The sequence below is a fragment of the Colwellia sp. 6_MG-2023 genome, assembly GCF_030547765.1.
GTDB lineage: Bacteria > Pseudomonadota > Gammaproteobacteria > Enterobacterales > Alteromonadaceae > Colwellia.
This window is the reverse complement of the sequence record NZ_JAUOPP010000027.1, coordinates 18,344-34,678: the sequence shown is the minus strand read 5'-3', so window position 1 is coordinate 34,678 and position 16,335 is coordinate 18,344. Positions and strand designations below refer to the sequence as shown.

Annotated in this window: 15 protein-coding genes; 7 read left to right on the top strand and 8 right to left on the bottom strand. The window is 37.0% G+C overall.

What is annotated here, in order from left to right; all coding sequences use genetic code 11:
• The first annotated feature begins 283 nt into the window (after positions 1-283).
• A complete protein-coding gene (locus tag Q4503_RS15750; protein ID WP_303602836.1) occupies positions 284-1,462 on the top strand; it encodes a multidrug effflux MFS transporter in 1,179 nt (392 codons plus the stop codon).
• Between the two features lie 66 nt (positions 1,463-1,528).
• Here the strand turns inward: Q4503_RS15750 and Q4503_RS15745 are convergent, their stop codons facing one another.
• Positions 1,529-1,918 carry a helix-turn-helix transcriptional regulator gene (locus Q4503_RS15745; RefSeq protein WP_303602835.1) on the bottom strand — a complete coding sequence of 130 codons (390 nt, stop codon included), beginning with the start codon at positions 1,916-1,918 and terminating at the stop codon, positions 1,529-1,531.
• Between the two features lie 94 nt (positions 1,919-2,012).
• Positions 2,013-3,044: a permease gene (locus Q4503_RS15740; protein WP_303602834.1), complete on the bottom strand. Its 1,032-nt coding sequence runs from the start codon at positions 3,042-3,044 to the stop codon at positions 2,013-2,015.
• A 481-nt stretch (positions 3,045-3,525) separates the two neighbouring features.
• Here Q4503_RS15740 and Q4503_RS15735 point away from each other — a divergent pair, with 481 nt between their 5' ends.
• Positions 3,526-4,608 carry an XdhC family protein gene (locus Q4503_RS15735; RefSeq protein WP_303602833.1) on the top strand — a complete coding sequence of 361 codons (1,083 nt, stop codon included), beginning with the start codon at positions 3,526-3,528 and terminating at the stop codon, positions 4,606-4,608.
• 16 nt (positions 4,609-4,624) lie between these two features.
• Here Q4503_RS15735 and yrfG read toward each other — a convergent pair whose 3' ends face one another.
• The gene (gene yrfG, locus Q4503_RS15730) at positions 4,625-5,293 is read right to left on the bottom strand and encodes a GMP/IMP nucleotidase (RefSeq protein WP_215973915.1); all 669 of its coding nucleotides are present in this window, start codon (positions 5,291-5,293) and stop codon (positions 4,625-4,627) included.
• A gap of 67 nt (positions 5,294-5,360) precedes the next feature.
• Here yrfG and nudE point away from each other — a divergent pair, with 67 nt between their 5' ends.
• Entirely contained in the window at positions 5,361-5,933 is a 573-nt protein-coding gene (gene nudE, locus Q4503_RS15725; protein ID WP_215973914.1) for an ADP compounds hydrolase NudE, read from the top strand.
• A 10-nt stretch (positions 5,934-5,943) separates the two neighbouring features.
• On the top strand, positions 5,944-6,780 hold the full coding sequence (gene cysQ / locus Q4503_RS15720; protein WP_215974022.1) for a 3'(2'),5'-bisphosphate nucleotidase CysQ: 837 nt from the start codon (positions 5,944-5,946) through the stop codon (positions 6,778-6,780).
• 124 nt (positions 6,781-6,904) lie between these two features.
• On the opposite strand, the gene Q4503_RS15715 is transcribed toward cysQ, so the two are convergent.
• The 4 genes from Q4503_RS15715 to Q4503_RS15700 all read right to left on the bottom strand — a co-directional run bounded on the left by Q4503_RS15715 (position 6,905) and on the right by Q4503_RS15700 (position 10,189).
• The gene (locus tag Q4503_RS15715) at positions 6,905-7,132 is read right to left on the bottom strand and encodes a YheU family protein (RefSeq protein WP_215973913.1); all 228 of its coding nucleotides are present in this window, start codon (positions 7,130-7,132) and stop codon (positions 6,905-6,907) included.
• A gap of 105 nt (positions 7,133-7,237) precedes the next feature.
• Positions 7,238-7,366 carry a DUF3149 domain-containing protein gene (locus tag Q4503_RS15710; RefSeq protein WP_215973912.1) on the bottom strand — a complete coding sequence of 43 codons (129 nt, stop codon included), beginning with the start codon at positions 7,364-7,366 and terminating at the stop codon, positions 7,238-7,240.
• Positions 7,367-7,434: 68 nt separating this feature from the next.
• A complete protein-coding gene (locus Q4503_RS15705; protein WP_215973911.1) occupies positions 7,435-8,175 on the bottom strand; it encodes a tetratricopeptide repeat protein in 741 nt (246 codons plus the stop codon).
• 91 nt (positions 8,176-8,266) lie between these two features.
• On the bottom strand, positions 8,267-10,189 hold the full coding sequence (locus Q4503_RS15700) for an ATP-binding cassette domain-containing protein (RefSeq protein WP_215973910.1): 1,923 nt from the start codon (positions 10,187-10,189) through the stop codon (positions 8,267-8,269).
• A 169-nt stretch (positions 10,190-10,358) separates the two neighbouring features.
• Here Q4503_RS15700 and Q4503_RS15695 point away from each other — a divergent pair, with 169 nt between their 5' ends.
• On the top strand, positions 10,359-10,562 hold the full coding sequence (locus Q4503_RS15695) for a YheV family putative zinc ribbon protein (RefSeq protein ID WP_215973909.1): 204 nt from the start codon (positions 10,359-10,361) through the stop codon (positions 10,560-10,562).
• 177 nt (positions 10,563-10,739) lie between these two features.
• Here the strand turns inward: Q4503_RS15695 and Q4503_RS15690 are convergent, their stop codons facing one another.
• Complete coding sequence (locus Q4503_RS15690) at positions 10,740-11,108, bottom strand: PH domain-containing protein (RefSeq protein ID WP_215973908.1); 369 nt, start codon at positions 11,106-11,108, stop codon at positions 10,740-10,742.
• A gap of 665 nt (positions 11,109-11,773) precedes the next feature.
• Here Q4503_RS15690 and Q4503_RS15685 point away from each other — a divergent pair.
• Positions 11,774-14,128: a TonB-dependent siderophore receptor gene (locus tag Q4503_RS15685; RefSeq protein WP_303602832.1), complete on the top strand. Its 2,355-nt coding sequence runs from the start codon at positions 11,774-11,776 to the stop codon at positions 14,126-14,128.
• An 11-nt stretch (positions 14,129-14,139) separates the two neighbouring features.
• Positions 14,140-16,305, top strand: coding sequence for an FAD-dependent oxidoreductase (locus Q4503_RS15680; protein WP_303602831.1), 2,166 nt, complete (start codon positions 14,140-14,142; stop codon positions 16,303-16,305).
• The last annotated feature ends 30 nt before the right edge of the window (positions 16,306-16,335 follow it).

The window sequence follows — 16,335 nt, the reverse complement described above, 5'->3', positions numbered from 1 at the left end:
TATTAAACTGAATTTTTAATACCTTAAGAACATCTCAATAGTATAATCAAGATAGCAAAATAAGCTACAGTAACTGCAAATAAATACAACTATTTATCAGGTTGTCGTTGATTAGATGCTAAAACATTAATCTCTGTGAGTTATGTTAAAGAAACGGGATATTGTTTCGGCTCTTAGCCGAGTTATTTTAATGTTATCACTTGCTTAATGAAATTTATCATAATTACCTTCTGCTCCGAACGTCAATATCTTATACTACGCAGTCATCATTACTGAGACTTATATGACAAATAAACAACTACTACCTTTATTGATCTTAATGGTTATTTTTAGCCCGTTAGCTATCGATATCTTTTTACCTGCTTTACCTATTATGGCTAAAGAGTTTGTTGTGCCAATGACACAAATTCAGTGGAGCGTAACAATATTCATTTTAAGTCTGGGTTTTGGCCAGTTAATAAGTGGTCCCCTAGCAGATCGCTATGGTCGTCGTCCCGTTGCTATGGGCGGCATACTTATTTATGGTTTGGCGTCACTTATTTCTGCTTATGCCGATAGCTTAACCTTTTTTCTTATTGGACGTTTATTACAAGGTGTTGGTGCATGTGCGATAGTTGTCTCAGCTTTTGCTAGTGTACGTGACAAATACAATGCAATAGAAAGTGGTGTTATGTATTCTTATTTAAATAGTGCAATTTGTTGTATTCCGGCACTGGCACCATTATTAGGAAATTTCCTGACAGAGTCTTTTGGCTGGCGTAGTAATTTTGAATTTATGACAGGCTACGCTATCTTTGCTGGTGTTATTTTGTATTTTACGCTTAAAGAAACCAGACCAGAGCAGACCGCAAAACATAAACATCTTTTTAATCTGACGCATTTTATACCCGTGTTGAAACACCCTGTATTTTTGTTTAATGCTTTGGTGGTGATGTTATCAATGGCGATTATTATTGCTTATGTCAGTAGTTCGCCGGCGTGGTTGATTGTAAGGTTAGGTTTAGATCAGCAAAGCTTTGTCTTTTGGTTTAGTTTAAATGCCGTGATTAATATTGTTGCTTGTTTTCTCGCGCCTCGAGTTTTAATTAAATTTGGCGCAAGAATAACCATAGGTTTGGGTATGGTGTTATTAAGTATTGCAGGTTTGTTAATGCTAGCTTTATTGGATTTTCAAACACCTATTGCCTTTATGCTGCCAATAATGGTTAGCTCACTTGGCTTTTCAGTATTAATGGGAGCTTGTGCAGGGCAAGCACTGGCACCTTTTGGTGAAAAAGCAGGTTCAGCATCAGCATTATTAGGCTTTGTACAAATGAGTGGCTCAGCCGTTATTGTTTATTTATTACAATTATTGCCTTTAAATGAAGCCGAACAATTAGCTTGGTTGATGCTGACCATTATACCTATGTACGTTATATGGAAGTTACCCCGAGTGAAAACCCATATAATGCTAGATAATTAAGCGTTTCAGTATTGATATAACTGATTTCAGGTTTATAGGGCACAACCTGAACTCGGTTTAATCAATCTACTTATTTGCTGATATCCATTGTGCACTATTGGCACCAACAACACACTCACCATTATCTCGCATGGCTAAACGCAACATACAACGTTTAGTGACATCAGAGAAGTTTTCCTCTGGTAAAAATCTCACTGAATCTACTAAGGCTCTACAATGTAAAGCGGTTTGCTCGTTTAAAGTATAATAAACCCACTTACCTTGTTTGGTTGGGGTGATTAAACCAGCTTTGTGCAGCATTTTTAGATTGCGAGAAACGTTATATTGCGTGTCACCAATAACATCCATAGCTTCAGCAACATTAATCCTCTGATCTATATGTACTAAAAGCCAAAACAAACGTAGTCGAGTGGGGTCTGATAAAGCTTTTAGTGCATCAATATACTTCTCATCCATCAGTTAATAACCTTTCTGATTGCGTTAAAATAATATAAAGCCATTATACCAACTCCAACAGAAAGGCTACATCGAAATTTATTTACTGACTTGTTTACACTAGGTATTGAAAGATCACGCCACCAAGAATAGCAGCAGTAAGTACAATAAAAACAAATGCTATTACGGCTTTTCTTTTTAGCACAGCAGACACAAGCGCGATTTCAGGCAGACTGGCACCTGTACCACCAATAATCAATGCTAAAGCTGGACCTAAGGCCATTCCCTTAAGAATAAGAACACTTAATAAGGGGATTGCCATCTCAATACGTAAGTAAAGTGGCACACCAATAACAGCAGCGATTATAATTGATTGTAAATCACCTCCGCCAACATATTTTTCCACTAATTCTGCTGGTAAATACGCAGCAGACAAACCACTAATTAGTGCACCTAATAATACATAAGGCACGATCTTTTTGAATAAGGCTAATGCGAATCGCAATGCTTTGTGGATTTTTGATGGTTCAACTGACTCCATAACCAGAGTTGCAGATGAATCACAATTCATATTTATTGAATTAATCGATGGCTGTGTTTTTGATTGAGTAGCACAACTAGTTGAAGTAGGGCTAGTTGCAGCACATGCACTCGATGTTTGAACTGCTCCACCACAACTAGGCTGTGATGTAGGGCCTTCTAATTCTTCACCGCGTTTGATCTCATTTCGCCAAGGCGATTTAGAAATCAACCATCCACCTAAAACAGCTGCAGTAAATGTGATGACTAAATAAATAACTGTGATTTTTAAGCCAAAGGTTGCATAGATCATTGCTAATACGATGAAGTTACATAAAGGGGCTGAAATTAAAAAGCTTAATACTGTACCTAGTGAAGCGCCCATGGATGCCATGCCCATTGTAACGGGTACCACAGCTGCACTGCAGAAAGGGGTTAACATACCAAAGCTTGCGCCAAGTAATGATCCCCATTTTTCATGTTTAGTTAATTTTTTCTGTAGCTTATCTTGCGGAATGTATTCACGCATAAATCCGGTAAGAATAGAAACAACAGCAATAATAAGGACTAAAGCGCCTCCAACATGAGTAAACTCATTTAGCGCAATCATTAATTTTTCAGTATTCAAAACATTATCTCAAGTAATTGTGTAAATTGAACTACAATATAATCACATATGCGCATTTATGCAAGTGTTGTTTTTGTTACTAAATACTGTTAGTGAATATATGTTTTCAACTGTTATTACTGATATTATTTAAAGTCTATTGTAGAAAGAAGTAGCCAGTTAAAAGTAATATGCTTTAGTTAATAGGCGTAGAGTCATTTGAAAGTGGCCATATTGCTACTTTAATAGCTTAATGCTATTTGAGTAACTTAAATCTTATAGCATTTAATCGTAATTATACGCCGCTTGGTCGTTTACTTCTGTGTAATTCGGTATAAGTACTTACTCTTATAATTTGAGAGTTTGACGATAAACTAACAGGGCTTGCGAGCCTGTTTTATCTTCTTTTGCCAGTATTAAGTTATGTTGTATTTACAGCTTCAGGTAAGTGTCATTGAGATTTATCGTTTGCGTCAATGTTAGTTTAAATTTATAGGTTGGAATGAACATTAGTAACCATTTGTCACACTTGTTAACGCAATGGTATCCCAATAAGGATAATTGCGATTGGGTTTTAGCGACTATTTATAAAACGGAAGGCCCTTGTTATCGAAAAGCAGGGGCTATGATGTTATTTAGTAGTCAAGGTCATCAATTAGGTATGTTAAGTGGTGGCTGTTTAGAGTCTGATATTGCCGTTACTGCACGTAAAGTCATGCAAACGGGTGTAACAAAGCTATTGTGTTATGATGGCTCTGATGAAGATGATATGTCATTCCATTTAGGCATTGGTTGTGGTGGTACTATTTATATCATGTTGCAGCAGATTCATGCTGATAATGACTATTTGTCGTTAATTGATGTTTATGAAGCACTTAATAACCGTACTTCGGGTTACTTTTATCAGCGTATTGTTGACGATAATACTGATGGAAAAGCGTATTTTGAAGCTAAGTGTGTTACTGATATAGCTGAAACAGCTACGCTTATTTCAGCATCAAGCTTGACCGAAACAAACTTTGTTGCACCAAAAAATGAAAGAAAGACCAATAATATACTTATTAAAGACAGGGCGACTTGGTTAGCGACGCCTATTACTCCTGAGCCGCATTTACTTATTGTTGGCGGTGGAATTGATGCTAGACCTTTAGTTAATATGGCAAAGCAGTTAGGTTGGCAAGTTTCTTTATGGGATCCTCGCCCCGCAAATGCTCGAAAAGAATATTTTGCAAATGTTGATTATCTTATTAAAGGTGAGGCTGGCGTGTTAGCAACTTTTGTCGCTGATAAAAACGTTAATGCTGCGATTTTAATGAGCCATAATATAAGTATCGATGCACATGCATTACATGCTTTGGCACATTCAAGTTTACAATATATGGCTTTACTTGGCCCACAACATAGAAAGCAGCAAGTGATCATGCAAGCGAATATCAAAGAAACTATGTTACCTTTTGTATTTGCAGGTCCGGCGGGTCTTAATATTGGTGGCACATTGCCTGAAAGCATTGCATTGTCGATATTGGCTGAATGCCATGCAAATTTATTTAAACGCAATGCGCAATCATTTAGCCAAGTTTTATAACAGCTTTCACTGGCAATTAAATAATATCATCGATAATGTTTTTATAGTCTGTTATGTAAGAGTAGCCTTGTAGATGAGCGGCATTAATGTTCGGTAATGTTGAATCTGGATTTGCTACGGCAAGTAAATGTTGTATACCAAATTCCTTAGCGCTATTTAAAATTGTTAAATTATCATCAACAAATAATGTTGAATCATTCTCAAATTTTAAGTCGGCTTGTAACTTTTGCCATAAAACTTGTGACTCTTTAGTTGCACCATAGCGGTGAGTTGAGATTAATACATCAATATGTTGATCTAAGGCTGTTCTTTCAACCTTGAGCGACAAACTATCGGGGTGAGCATTTGTTAACAATACCACTTGTTTATTTGCTGCTTTAAGCGCAGATAAAAAAGGTAATGTATCTGGGCGTAGCGCAATTTTATGCTGAATTTCTTTTTTTAACTCAACAATAGGTAAATCAAGTTTATCAGTCCAATAATCCAAACAATACCACTCAATTTCTCCGGCCACTTTACTGGTTTCAATATGTAAATATCGTTGAGCTTCAGCTAAGGAGACATTGTGTGCTTGGGCGTATTTAGATGGGATATGGTTATGCCAAAAAAAATTATCGAAATGTAAGTCTAATAAAGTACCGTCCATATCGAGCAGAACTAAGTTAATTTTTTCCCAATTGAGCATTTAGAGGTTCCATAATTGATGTTTATCGTGTCATTATAGCGTTATGTAGAACGAAATACGCAAGCTTATGATAGGGAAAAATAAATTACCAAAGATCAATAGTCGAAATCAAGTGGCAAAAAGTCGTTTATTTGCTATTGAACAGCTTGAACTAACTTTTAGTAATGGCGAAGAGCGCCAGTATGAACGAATGGTTGGCTCTGGAAATGGTGCGGTAATGATAGTACCTATGCTCGACGCTGATACTATATTATTAGTAAGAGAATATTGCGCAGGTACTCATAGTTATGAGTTAGGTTTTCCTAAAGGGTTAATTGATCCAGGAGAATCACCTGAAGAGGCTGCTAACCGTGAATTACAAGAAGAAATTTTTTATGGTAGCAAGCAATTAAACTTCCTCTCTCAAGTGATGATGGCTCCCGCTTTCTTTAACGCAAAAATGGATATCTTCGTTGCTAGTGATTTATATCCTTCAATGCTTGAAGGTGATGAACCTGAACCCTTAGATGTTGTTCCTTGGCCAATTAAAGACTATAAGGCGTTATTACGCCAACCTGATTTTCAAGAAGCTCGCAGTATCGCGGCCTTAATGTTATTAATTGATTACCTTTCCCCAAGCAAGTTATCCAATCAGGATTAGAGATATGAGCATGAGTGACGAAAAGCTATTAAATATTGCCTTAGAAAGCGCTAAAAAAGCTGGCGTTGAGGTAATGAAGTATTATCGAGATCAGAGCTTTACTGCGAATATGAAGTCAGATAATAGCCCTGTTACGAGTGCTGATATAGCTTCTAATGATATCTTAATGGATCAACTTAAAACGTTAACGCCTGATATTCCAATTATTTCTGAAGAAGTTGGGGCCGTTCCGTTATCGCAGCGGAAAAACTGGCAACGATATTGGTTACTTGACCCTATTGATGGGACGGGGGAGTTTATTATTGGTAGCGGTGATTTTGCTGTAAATATCGCATTAATTGAGAATGGTTGGCCAAGTATTGGTGTTATTCATGCGCCTGATCATTGCCTAACTTATTACGGACAAAATAATTTAGGCGCTTTTAAGGAATGTAACCTTAAAACTAATAATAGTAGTCATCAAATTCATGTTGCAGAGTATCAAGAACCTCGTCGTATTAAAGTAGCCATTAGTAAACGTCAGCGGATAGAGTTAATGGGTCAGTACTTGAATAAAAACTTTGACTTTGAGCATGTTGCATTGGGTAGTTGTTCATTGAAAAACTGTTTAATTGCTGAAGGTGGAGCTGACTGCTACTTACGTATAGGTGTTACTGGTGAGTGGGATACAGGAGCTAGCCAATGTATTTTAGAGCAGGCGGGGGGCACTATTATCGACAGTGAGTTTAATCCTCTTACTTATAATAAAAGGGATAGCTTACTCAACCCTGACTTTCTTAGCTTAGGAAATCAAAACATTCCTTGGGAAGAAGTCATTAAAGCCCATCGAAAAATTTATAGCGATTAGTACTGGCGCTCAGGCTCTGCATAATTAACAGTAGTAATTATTTACGCTAGTGATTTATTGTCGCTATCCTGAACTTGGTCTGAACTTGGTTTAGGATCTCAATCGCTATAATGATCGTCGCAGATTAACTTTCTTCTTGTTTAAATTGATCACTTGGTAAAATATTAACACTTTCATGTAGTTCAGAGTAAACTAATACGGCACTACCTTGTTTTAACTGTAATTTTACCTGAGCTATTTTATTTGCTTTACTGGTATCGACAGCACCGTAGTCTGTGCCTTCACGTAAAATAAATTCTTCAATAATAGCATCTAGAGTATCTTCTTGAATTTGATCTAATGGAATAATCATTGGTTACTTTTGAGGAAGGTCGTACATTAAGAAAAGCTATTGTACGACATAAGCCTCGATTACTCTATCGATTAAAGAAACAGATTAGCATCCTGAAGTTAACGATTAAGAATCGTCACTAATATGTTTAATAAAGTAATAAACGTAAAATGCACAAATCCCCAATACAATAGCTAAGCCGCCAATAGAAAACATCACAACAGGATCATTCTTAAGCATAGTAATAAAATTCATAATTAACTCCTTATATTTATCATTAGGCTTAGTATAGTAAACCTCTAATATTTATAAGGTGATGTAGATCAATATAAATCGTTCTTTTTAGCCATTTCTGCTTTAATGGTTTGTTGCTCGATAATCTTACGATAAATTTTATTCGCTTTTTCTACTGCTGCGTCTATTTTTACTCTAGATAGTTCTCGTTCATCAAGTATACGGCTAGTATTCGCATTAGGGTAACCATTCCAAGACGCGATGGTATTCCATACAAGCGACATTTCGGTACTTTTTTCTACGCCTTTGCCTTCACTATAAAGTAAGGCAAGGTTAAATTGTGCCAACGCGTGATTTTGATCTGCGGCATTTTTATACCAACGAGAGGCTTTGAAGTCATCTTGATCGACACCTGTACCATTTGCATACATAACGGCTAGATTAAACTGCGCACTTGCTAAACCTTTTTTGGCTGCTTTATAGGTTAATTGGTATGCTTTTTTTAAGTCTTGTTTAACTAGTTTACCTTCGGTATAAATTAAGGCTAGTTCGAATTGAGCATCAGAATCATTTTGCTCTGCAGCTAACTCAAATAATGCCAAAGCCTTCATACCATCTTTAGGAACGCCATAACCGTTTTGATAAACAAGTGCCATTTGATATTGTGCAGGTGCATAACCTTCAGCGACTAAAGGTCGAAATTGCTCAATAGCAGCATGAAATTCGCCACGGTTTAATTCGTAAATACCCTGTTCAAGATCATTACCTTGGCTTAGCGTAGAAAAACCACTTGCCAGTAAAAAAATAAATGTGCTTATATAATTTCGCATAACTTTTCTCTTTAATATTTTTTCATTAATAATAAGTGTTATTACATAACATAAAAACTGAACTCGGCTTAAATAAGTGTAGCTCAAATTTTTAATTTGAAGACATGATTTCTTCAATTTGCTCGGCTATTTCTAGCCAAAGCATTTCACTTTCTTCTATATTATCTTTTAAATTAGCCTGTAGCTTGAGTTGTGTTGTTAACTCTTTCTTGCGTTCAGCTTGATATATATCACTGTCACTAAGTAAAGCCTCTACTTGTGCTAACTCTTTTTGCCATTGAGCTATTTGTTTTTCTAACTTATCCGACTCTTTGCGTAATGGAGCAGACTTCTTACGTAATTCCGCTTGTTGTTGACGCAACTGTTTTTTGTCTAAGCCTTTATCTTCATTATCACTGTCATTAGACGTGTTTTCTATTTTATTATTAGTAAAGGTCTGTTTTTTGTCGTCGTTGAGCCATTGTTGATAATCATCAATATCTCCATTGAAGTCAATGACACTACCATTAGCCACCAAATAGAATTCATCAACACAAGATTCGAGTAAAAAGCGATCATGCGCTATTAAGATTATAGCGCCGCCAAAATCTTGCAATGCCATCACTAAAGCTTGTCGCATTTCTAAATCTAAATGGTTAGTAGGCTCATCGAGTAATAGTAGTTGTGGCTTCTCTAAAACAATAAGTGCTAATACTAAACGTGCTTTTTCACCACCAGACATATTAATAACAGCTTCAAGGGCTTGATCGCCACTAAAGCCAAACTTACCCAAAAAGCTTCTCGCTTGTGGTTCACCTAGTGCAGGCTTTGCACGAAGAATATGATCAACAGGGCTTGAACTAGCGTGTAATTGTTCTAATTGATGTTGAGAGAAATAACCTATTTTTAACTCTTGAGCACAATAACGTTCGCCATTAAGTAAGGCTATCTCACCGGCGAGTGATTTAATTAATGTGGATTTACCCGCGCCATTTCTACCTAATAAACCGATGCGACTACCAGGTACTAACGTTAAACCTACATCGTTAAGGATGATGGCTTCAGTGCTATAGCCACACTGACTCTCAGTGAGAGACAGTAATGGATAAGGTAAGTTGTCTGGTTGTTCAAAATTAAAAGTAAATTGGCTGTCAACATGTGCAGGCGCTAAATTTGGTAGCTTTTCTAAACGTTTTAAACGACTTTGCGCCTGTTTAGCTTTACTGGCTTTGGCTCTAAATCTATCAACAAAGGCCGTTAAGTTGGCTGCTTCTTTTTGCTGTTTCTGAAACTGTACATCTTGTTGGGCTAAATGTTCAGCACGTTGTCTTTCAAAAGAGGTGTAATTACCGCTATAAAGCTTGGCGCGTTGGTGTTCAATATGTAAAATTTGATTAATCACCGTATCAAGAAAATCACGATCATGCGAAATAAGTACTAGGGTGCCAGTAAAACGTTTCAACCAGCGTTGTAGCCAAATAACGGCGTCTAAATCCAAATGGTTGGTTGGTTCATCGAGCAGTAATAAATCAGCACGGCTTATTAAAGCTTGAGCTAAGTTTAAACGCATTCGCCAACCACCCGAGAAATCTTTGACAGGATTGGTCAGTTGATTTTGTAAAAAGCCTAAACCATGTAATAACTCTCCAGCACGAGCAGGTAAGCTATAACCATGAATAGTATCTATTTTATTGATTAATATTGCTTCTAGGTTACCATCGTCATTGAGGCGCGCTTGCTCTAATTGCTGTTCTAGTTGGCGATATTCTTTGTCGCCATCCATTACATAGTCAAGGGCAGATTGCTCAAGAGACGGTGTTTCTTGCTTCACTGTTGCTATCGACCAACTGCTCGGTAAAGATAAATCTCCTGCATCAGGCGATAACTCTCCGAGTAAAGCGGCGAAAAGAGACGATTTACCACAGCCGTTACTACCAACTAAGCCCACTTTATGGTTAGGATGTATAGTGAAACTAGAGGCTGTTATTAGGTTTTTTGCACCTCTGTCTAAGCTTAAATCGCTGGCGGTGATCAATGTTTTGTCCTTATATAAATCATGAGTGAAAAATAGCTAAAAGCGCTGAATATAAAATACCTGTGCATTGTCGCTTTTCCTGTTGCCACTATTCAAGGTAAAATAACAATTATCCAGATTATTTATTACTTTAGTCATTTAAATAACTTATTAAGTAGGGCGATTACACATGAAAAAGCAGCAGAGAAAAAGATTTATTGCAGGGGCTGTTTGTCCTAAATGTAAGGCGCAAGATACGTTAGCGTTGACAAAAGAAGACGGTGTTGAAAAAGTGACTTGTGTTAGTTGTGGCGATCAAATGACACAAAGCGAGCCACAAGTTGAAGAGGTAGTACGTCAGCATGAGCAAGTGATTGGGGTATTTAAACCTTAATAGGTTTGTTATTAATCATAATTATTGTTAGTTGCACAGGATGTGCATGCAATGCTAATTTATCTCAAAGACAAGAAAGGATTACTTAGAGGGCTAAATCAATTTATATTACCTAGCCGTAAGTATTCCCTTTGAATGGTCTTTTTTATAATGCTAGCGCAGCATTATTATTCAAACTTACAGTAAGTAGCTTGAAATTATTCGTGATATTTCAACCATTGAAGATTTGCCTGTAAATTCAAATTTAACTTTACCAATTGCTGAAAAGTAAATTTCTAATTCAGAATCAAGATCGAAGGTGCCTGATGTCTCAATTGAATAGGCAACAATGTTTTTGTAAGGTAATGAGGTAAAGTCTTTTTTACTGCCAGTAATACCTTGTACGTTAACGGCGATAATTCTTTTGCTGGTAAAAATAACGCCATCACGCATCGATTTAAATGAATCAACAATTCGTTCATCATCTAACAGTAAATCATTTACTTTTTCTGCGTATTCAGCATTCTGCTTAAGTTTGAAAAAACCTTTATTATCGAAATCTATCATTGGATATCCTTTGTCATTAACACATGAGTTTAGTGATGTGTCATTGTTTGGTAAATATAAAATAAAGTTAACTCGAATAAACGGTAACGAGTCTTTGTATTTTTTGTCTGTAACAAGTATTCGCTGAAATTAGTATACGTTGGTATTAGGAAATTATCAGAGAGTATCGCCTTCTTCAAGCGAGAATAGCAAATCAATTATCGGCTGAAAAAATATAATAATACCACCTCACTAACTATGTGCTCATTTCTATTTGCTAAAATCACCAACTACATCGTTATTTATTTAATAATTAGAACAACTAGTTATTGAAATAAATGCCTTGTATTTGGCAATTTTTTCTACGTATAAATTTGTTCACTTAATTAATGAAACTGGTATAAAAAAGGTCTACGCTCATTACCCACATAAAACTGAGCTCTGTGTAATGTTTAATTACCTAAGAAATAACAAAACCAATAATAAAAGAGTGAACTAGCGTTATATTGTTATTGGGCCTAAGCGCTTTGCTAGAGCTATTACATATAAGAGGTTTATGCTTTACTAATACCATTAGTAAATTACAGATTGTGCATAAAGTTAGCCAACAATAATAAAAATTGAAATTTATTGTTAATAAGCTAGGTCTATTTTGTCATCATATAACGATAATTAAAAATAGCAACATGAAGTACAGCGTAATAACTCTTAGCATTCTTTTTATTCTTCAGATCCCAATCGTATATGCTGAAGAAAAAAGTGAACTTAGCACTGAAGTCACAGAAGTGATTGAAATATCGGGGCGAGCGATTCAAAACCACAATATTTCGCCTAAAAATGCCATGGTCAATGGCCCTTTTGGGGATGACTTAGGTTTAGGTGATATTGCTCGCTCAATTACGCCTATCACTCAAGAAATGATGGAGCAGCTTAATATTACCAGTCTGCAAGATATCTTGGCTGTTAGCCCGAATAGTTATTCAGCAAGTGGTTTTGGCGCACCAAGTTTACCTACATTACGTGGTCAATTAGGTGAATTATTTCAAGACGGTATGCGTCGACAAGCTGGTAATAACGGCTTTGGTATTCCTTTATCATTTAATTCAGTTGATCAAATAGATGTTGTTAAAGGCGCGCCAACAGTGTTGTTCGGCAGTAGTCAGCGTAATGGCGGCTTTGTTAATTTACAATCAAAAAAAGCTTCTATTGATGATCGTGCGGCTAAAATTAATTTAACGGCTGGTCGCTGGGATCAATACAGTGCCCAAATTGATGTTGGCGCACCGATTGTTGCAGGCGAAAGTGGGATACGTGTAAGCGCTGAGCATATTGATAACGGTAGTTTTTATGACTACAGTAGCTTTAAAAGTGACAGTATTTATACCGCCTTTCGTTTTTTACCAGACAGCCAAAGTACTTGGGATATTAATGTAGAATATTATCAAGTTGAGTTCACCGATAATGCTGGAATTAACCGTCCTACACAGGCGTTAATTGATGACGGTTTATATATTACTGGTCAAGGTGTACAAAGTAATGGCAGCACTATACCAGGTGCCGGTGCTATTGTTTCACCTACTGGGCAAGTTCAAATAAGTAGAAGTAACGTATTAACCGATCCTGATAATGAGAATGATGCGACTACGTTTTTGTTACATAGTACTTATACTCGAGAATTAAGCGGTCAAACACGATTAAAAAACAGTTCGTATTACCAGTACTTAACTCGCGATGAAATTGCTCAAAATAGTTTTGTTGAAATAATTGACGGCGCTCATACTGCACAAAATAGACTAGAATTGAGCCATGACTGGAATAATGAACAACAAACAATCTTTGCCGTTGATGTGCGTTATAACAACGTGTTGGGTTATAGTCAATTTACTACAGAGGCCGATTTACCTATTGATTTAACGGGCTCTATTGAAAACCGTCGTATTCCACTAACACTAGAACAGCAAGCTAAATTAGTTGAACTTCGTCCAGGCTTATTTGTTTCACCGGGTGGTCAATACGACATTAATGGCGACAATGTTGGTGACTTCTCGTTATCAGATACAACAGACTCAACAACTTGGCAAACAGGTTTTGCCATTCAGCAAGATAGCCAGTGGAGCGAGCGTTTACGTACTAACCTTGGGTATCGTATTGATTTTTACGATGTTAACGCTCGGGATCCTATCGCGCCTACAGGACAGGAAGCGGCAAAAGATACAATTAATGAAACGCTACACTCTGCTCAAGCGAGCCTTAACTATAAGCTATACCCTGATATTACTGTGTATGCTGCAACTAGTTATAATCAAGCTACATCAAATAGTATGGCGGGTGGTATTGCCTTAGGCGCAGATAATTTAATTAGCGCACAAAATTTTGCAACTGATAACACGCTTCATGAAGTCGGCTTAAAATATATTCCTAGTGATAGCTCTTGGTATGTTGATACGGCAATATTTAATCAACGTCGAAGTCTACGTAATCGAGATGGTAGTAATACGGGCATCGAAACCAAAGGTGTTGAGTTACAGGTATTTTATGATGCAGCACCTTACTGGTTTAACCTTGGTTATAGCTATATTGACGCTCGTTATGACAACTCCACCAGTAGCCAAAGCTCAACGCAAGTAGCTGACGCTTTTGATAATTCCCGCCCAGATATCATTGAAGGTACAGGCATAGGAGCACCAAATTTCGCGTCATTTGAACGTTCAAACCGTCGATTACAAGGTATTCCAGAACAATCATTAACGCTAAATGGTGGTCGTTATATTACTGATAAATGGCAAGCCGGCTTTGCAGCCCTTTATACATCAAGTTATCCACTTGATTACTTAGCGACAGTACAAATTCGTGATCAATATACGTTAAATGTTAATTCTAGCTATACTATTAACAAACAAGCGAAATTACGTATTGATGTAAACAATATTACCAACCAAAAAAATTGGAGGCCTGTATTTGAGGGCGGTTATTTTGGTTCAACCTTGGTGTTTCCTGAATTACCTATTCACGCCAAAGTCACTCTACAATACACATTTTAAGGCCATACTTTATGTTAAAGAAATTACTCTTATTAATTATAGCGGTTACTTTGGTAGCACTATTCTTTCATTTTGATCTAAACCAACTATTAACGTTAGATGGGCTAAAAGGGTCAATGTCACAATTTAACGAGTGGCGAGAGCAATCACCTTGGTTAGTGATTGGCGGATTTTTTGTTTTATACGTTATTGTAACCGCACTTTCATTACCTGGTGCTGCTATTTTAACACTGGCTGCAGGTGCCTTATTTGGTTTAGTAGAAGGCTTGTTAGTTGCTTCTTTTGCTTCGACTATTGGTGCTACTTTGGCGTTTTTAGTCTCACGTTATTTACTGCGCGATTCTATCAAGCAGAAGTTTCCAGAGCGCTTAGCTGCTATTGATGCCGGTGTAGAAAAAGAAGGTGGTTTTTATTTATTCACATTACGTTTAGTACCCGTATTTCCGTTCTTTCTAATTAACTTATTAATGGGCGTAACTGCAATTAAATCTTGGACTTTTTACTGGGTAAGCCAAGTAGGTATGATCGCAGGAACATTTGTATTTGTTAACGCTGGTACTGAGCTTGCCAAAATAGATAGCTTATCTGGCATTTTATCTTTTAACTTAATTTTATCATTCGCTTTATTAGGAATATTCCCATTTATTGCAAAAGGAATCATCAACGTGTTTAAAAAACGTCGTGTATACAAAAATTATTCAAAACCAAAAAAATTCGACCGTAACATGATTGTTATTGGTGCTGGTGCGGGTGGTTTAGTGACTAGCTATATTGCTGCAGCGGTAAAAGCTAAAGTAACACTTATTGAAGCGGGTGAAATGGGAGGAGACTGTTTAAATTACGGTTGTGTGCCGAGTAAAGCTATTATTAAAAGTGCAAAAATAGCAGAACAAATTCGTCACGGTGAGCATTACGGTTTAGAAAATGCGACGCCACAGTTTTCATTTAAAAAAGTAATGGCACGCGTACATAAGGTTATTGCTGATGTAGCACCACATGATAGTGTTGAACGTTACACTAACCTAGGTGTAGAAGTCGTTAAAGGTTACGGTAAGTTAATTGACCCGTGGACTGTTGAAATTAAATTGAATGATGGTGGCACACAAACACTAACAGCTCGTACTATTGTTATTGCGACAGGCGCACGTCCATTTGTTCCGCCTTTACCAGGTATCGAAGAAACAGGTTATGTAACCAGTGATACATTATGGAGCAAGTTTGCTGAAATGGACGAAGCACCTAAAAAGCTTGTTGTGCTTGGTGGCGGTCCCATTGGTAGTGAGTTAGCACAAAGTTTTGCTCGTTTAGGTTCAAACGTTACACAAATTGAAATGGCAGAGCGCATCATGATCAAAGAAGATCTTGAAGTGTCTACCTTTGCTCACGAAGCGTTAACTGAAAGTGGCGTTAACATTTTAACTTCGCATCAAGCATTACGTTGTGAAGCGCGTGACGGTAAGAAGTTTATTATTGTTAAGCGCCTAATCGAAGGAAAGGATAAAGAATTAGAAATTGAGTACGATGAATTATTATGTGCTGTTGGCCGAAGCGCACGCCTTAAAGGTTACGGACTTGAAGAATTAGGCATTGAAACTAACCGTACCGTTGTTACCAACGAATACTTAGAAACCTTATACCCTAATATTTTTGCCGCAGGTGACATTGTTGGCCCTTACCAGTTTACCCATGTTGCAGCGCATCAAGGTTGGTACGCCGCAGTTAACGGTTTATTTGGTCATCTTAAGAAATTTAAAGTAGATTACCGTGTTATCCCATGGACAACATTTATTGACCCTGAAGTAGCACGTGTTGGTTTAAACGAACAAGATGCAATTGATAAAGGTATAGATTACGAAATTACTCGCTTTGAATTTGAAGAACTAGATCGTGCAATAACAGACAGTGCAACGAAAGGTTTTATCAAAGTAATTACGCCTAAGGGTAAAGACAAAATTTTAGGTGTAACGGTGGTTTCTGAACATGCCGGTGATTTAATTGCTGAGTTTGTTTTAGCAATGAAACATGGTTTAGGTCTTAACAAAATTTTAGGCACTATCCATAGTTACCCAACTTGGGCTGAAGGTAATAAGTATGCAGCTGGTGAGTGGAAAAGAGCGCATGCGCCTGAAACTGTTTTAAACTGGCTTGAAAAATATCACACATGGAGAAGAGGCTAATGTTATCTGTATTACAAACAGTTGGACAAA

Coding starts and splice junctions, on each gene's coding strand:
- Q4503_RS15705 (WP_215973911.1), bottom strand. CDS start 8,175: ATGCGAAATTATATAAGCACATTTATTTTTTTACTGGCAAGTGGTTTT.
- Q4503_RS15685 (WP_303602832.1), top strand. CDS start 11,774: ATGAAGTACAGCGTAATAACTCTTAGCATTCTTTTTATTCTTCAGATC.
- cysQ (WP_215974022.1), top strand. CDS start 5,944: ATGAGTGACGAAAAGCTATTAAATATTGCCTTAGAAAGCGCTAAAAAA.
- Q4503_RS15715 (WP_215973913.1), bottom strand. CDS start 7,132: ATGATTATTCCATTAGATCAAATTCAAGAAGATACTCTAGATGCTATT.
- yrfG (WP_215973915.1), bottom strand. CDS start 5,293: ATGCTCAATTGGGAAAAAATTAACTTAGTTCTGCTCGATATGGACGGT.
- Q4503_RS15710 (WP_215973912.1), bottom strand. CDS start 7,366: ATGAATTTTATTACTATGCTTAAGAATGATCCTGTTGTGATGTTTTCT.
- Q4503_RS15745 (WP_303602835.1), bottom strand. CDS start 1,918: ATGGATGAGAAGTATATTGATGCACTAAAAGCTTTATCAGACCCCACT.
- Q4503_RS15735 (WP_303602833.1), top strand. CDS start 3,526: ATGAACATTAGTAACCATTTGTCACACTTGTTAACGCAATGGTATCCC.
- Q4503_RS15690 (WP_215973908.1), bottom strand. CDS start 11,108: ATGATAGATTTCGATAATAAAGGTTTTTTCAAACTTAAGCAGAATGCT.
- Q4503_RS15680 (WP_303602831.1), top strand. CDS start 14,140: ATGTTAAAGAAATTACTCTTATTAATTATAGCGGTTACTTTGGTAGCA.
- nudE (WP_215973914.1), top strand. CDS start 5,361: ATGATAGGGAAAAATAAATTACCAAAGATCAATAGTCGAAATCAAGTG.
- Q4503_RS15695 (WP_215973909.1), top strand. CDS start 10,359: ATGAAAAAGCAGCAGAGAAAAAGATTTATTGCAGGGGCTGTTTGTCCT.
- Q4503_RS15750 (WP_303602836.1), top strand. CDS start 284: ATGACAAATAAACAACTACTACCTTTATTGATCTTAATGGTTATTTTT.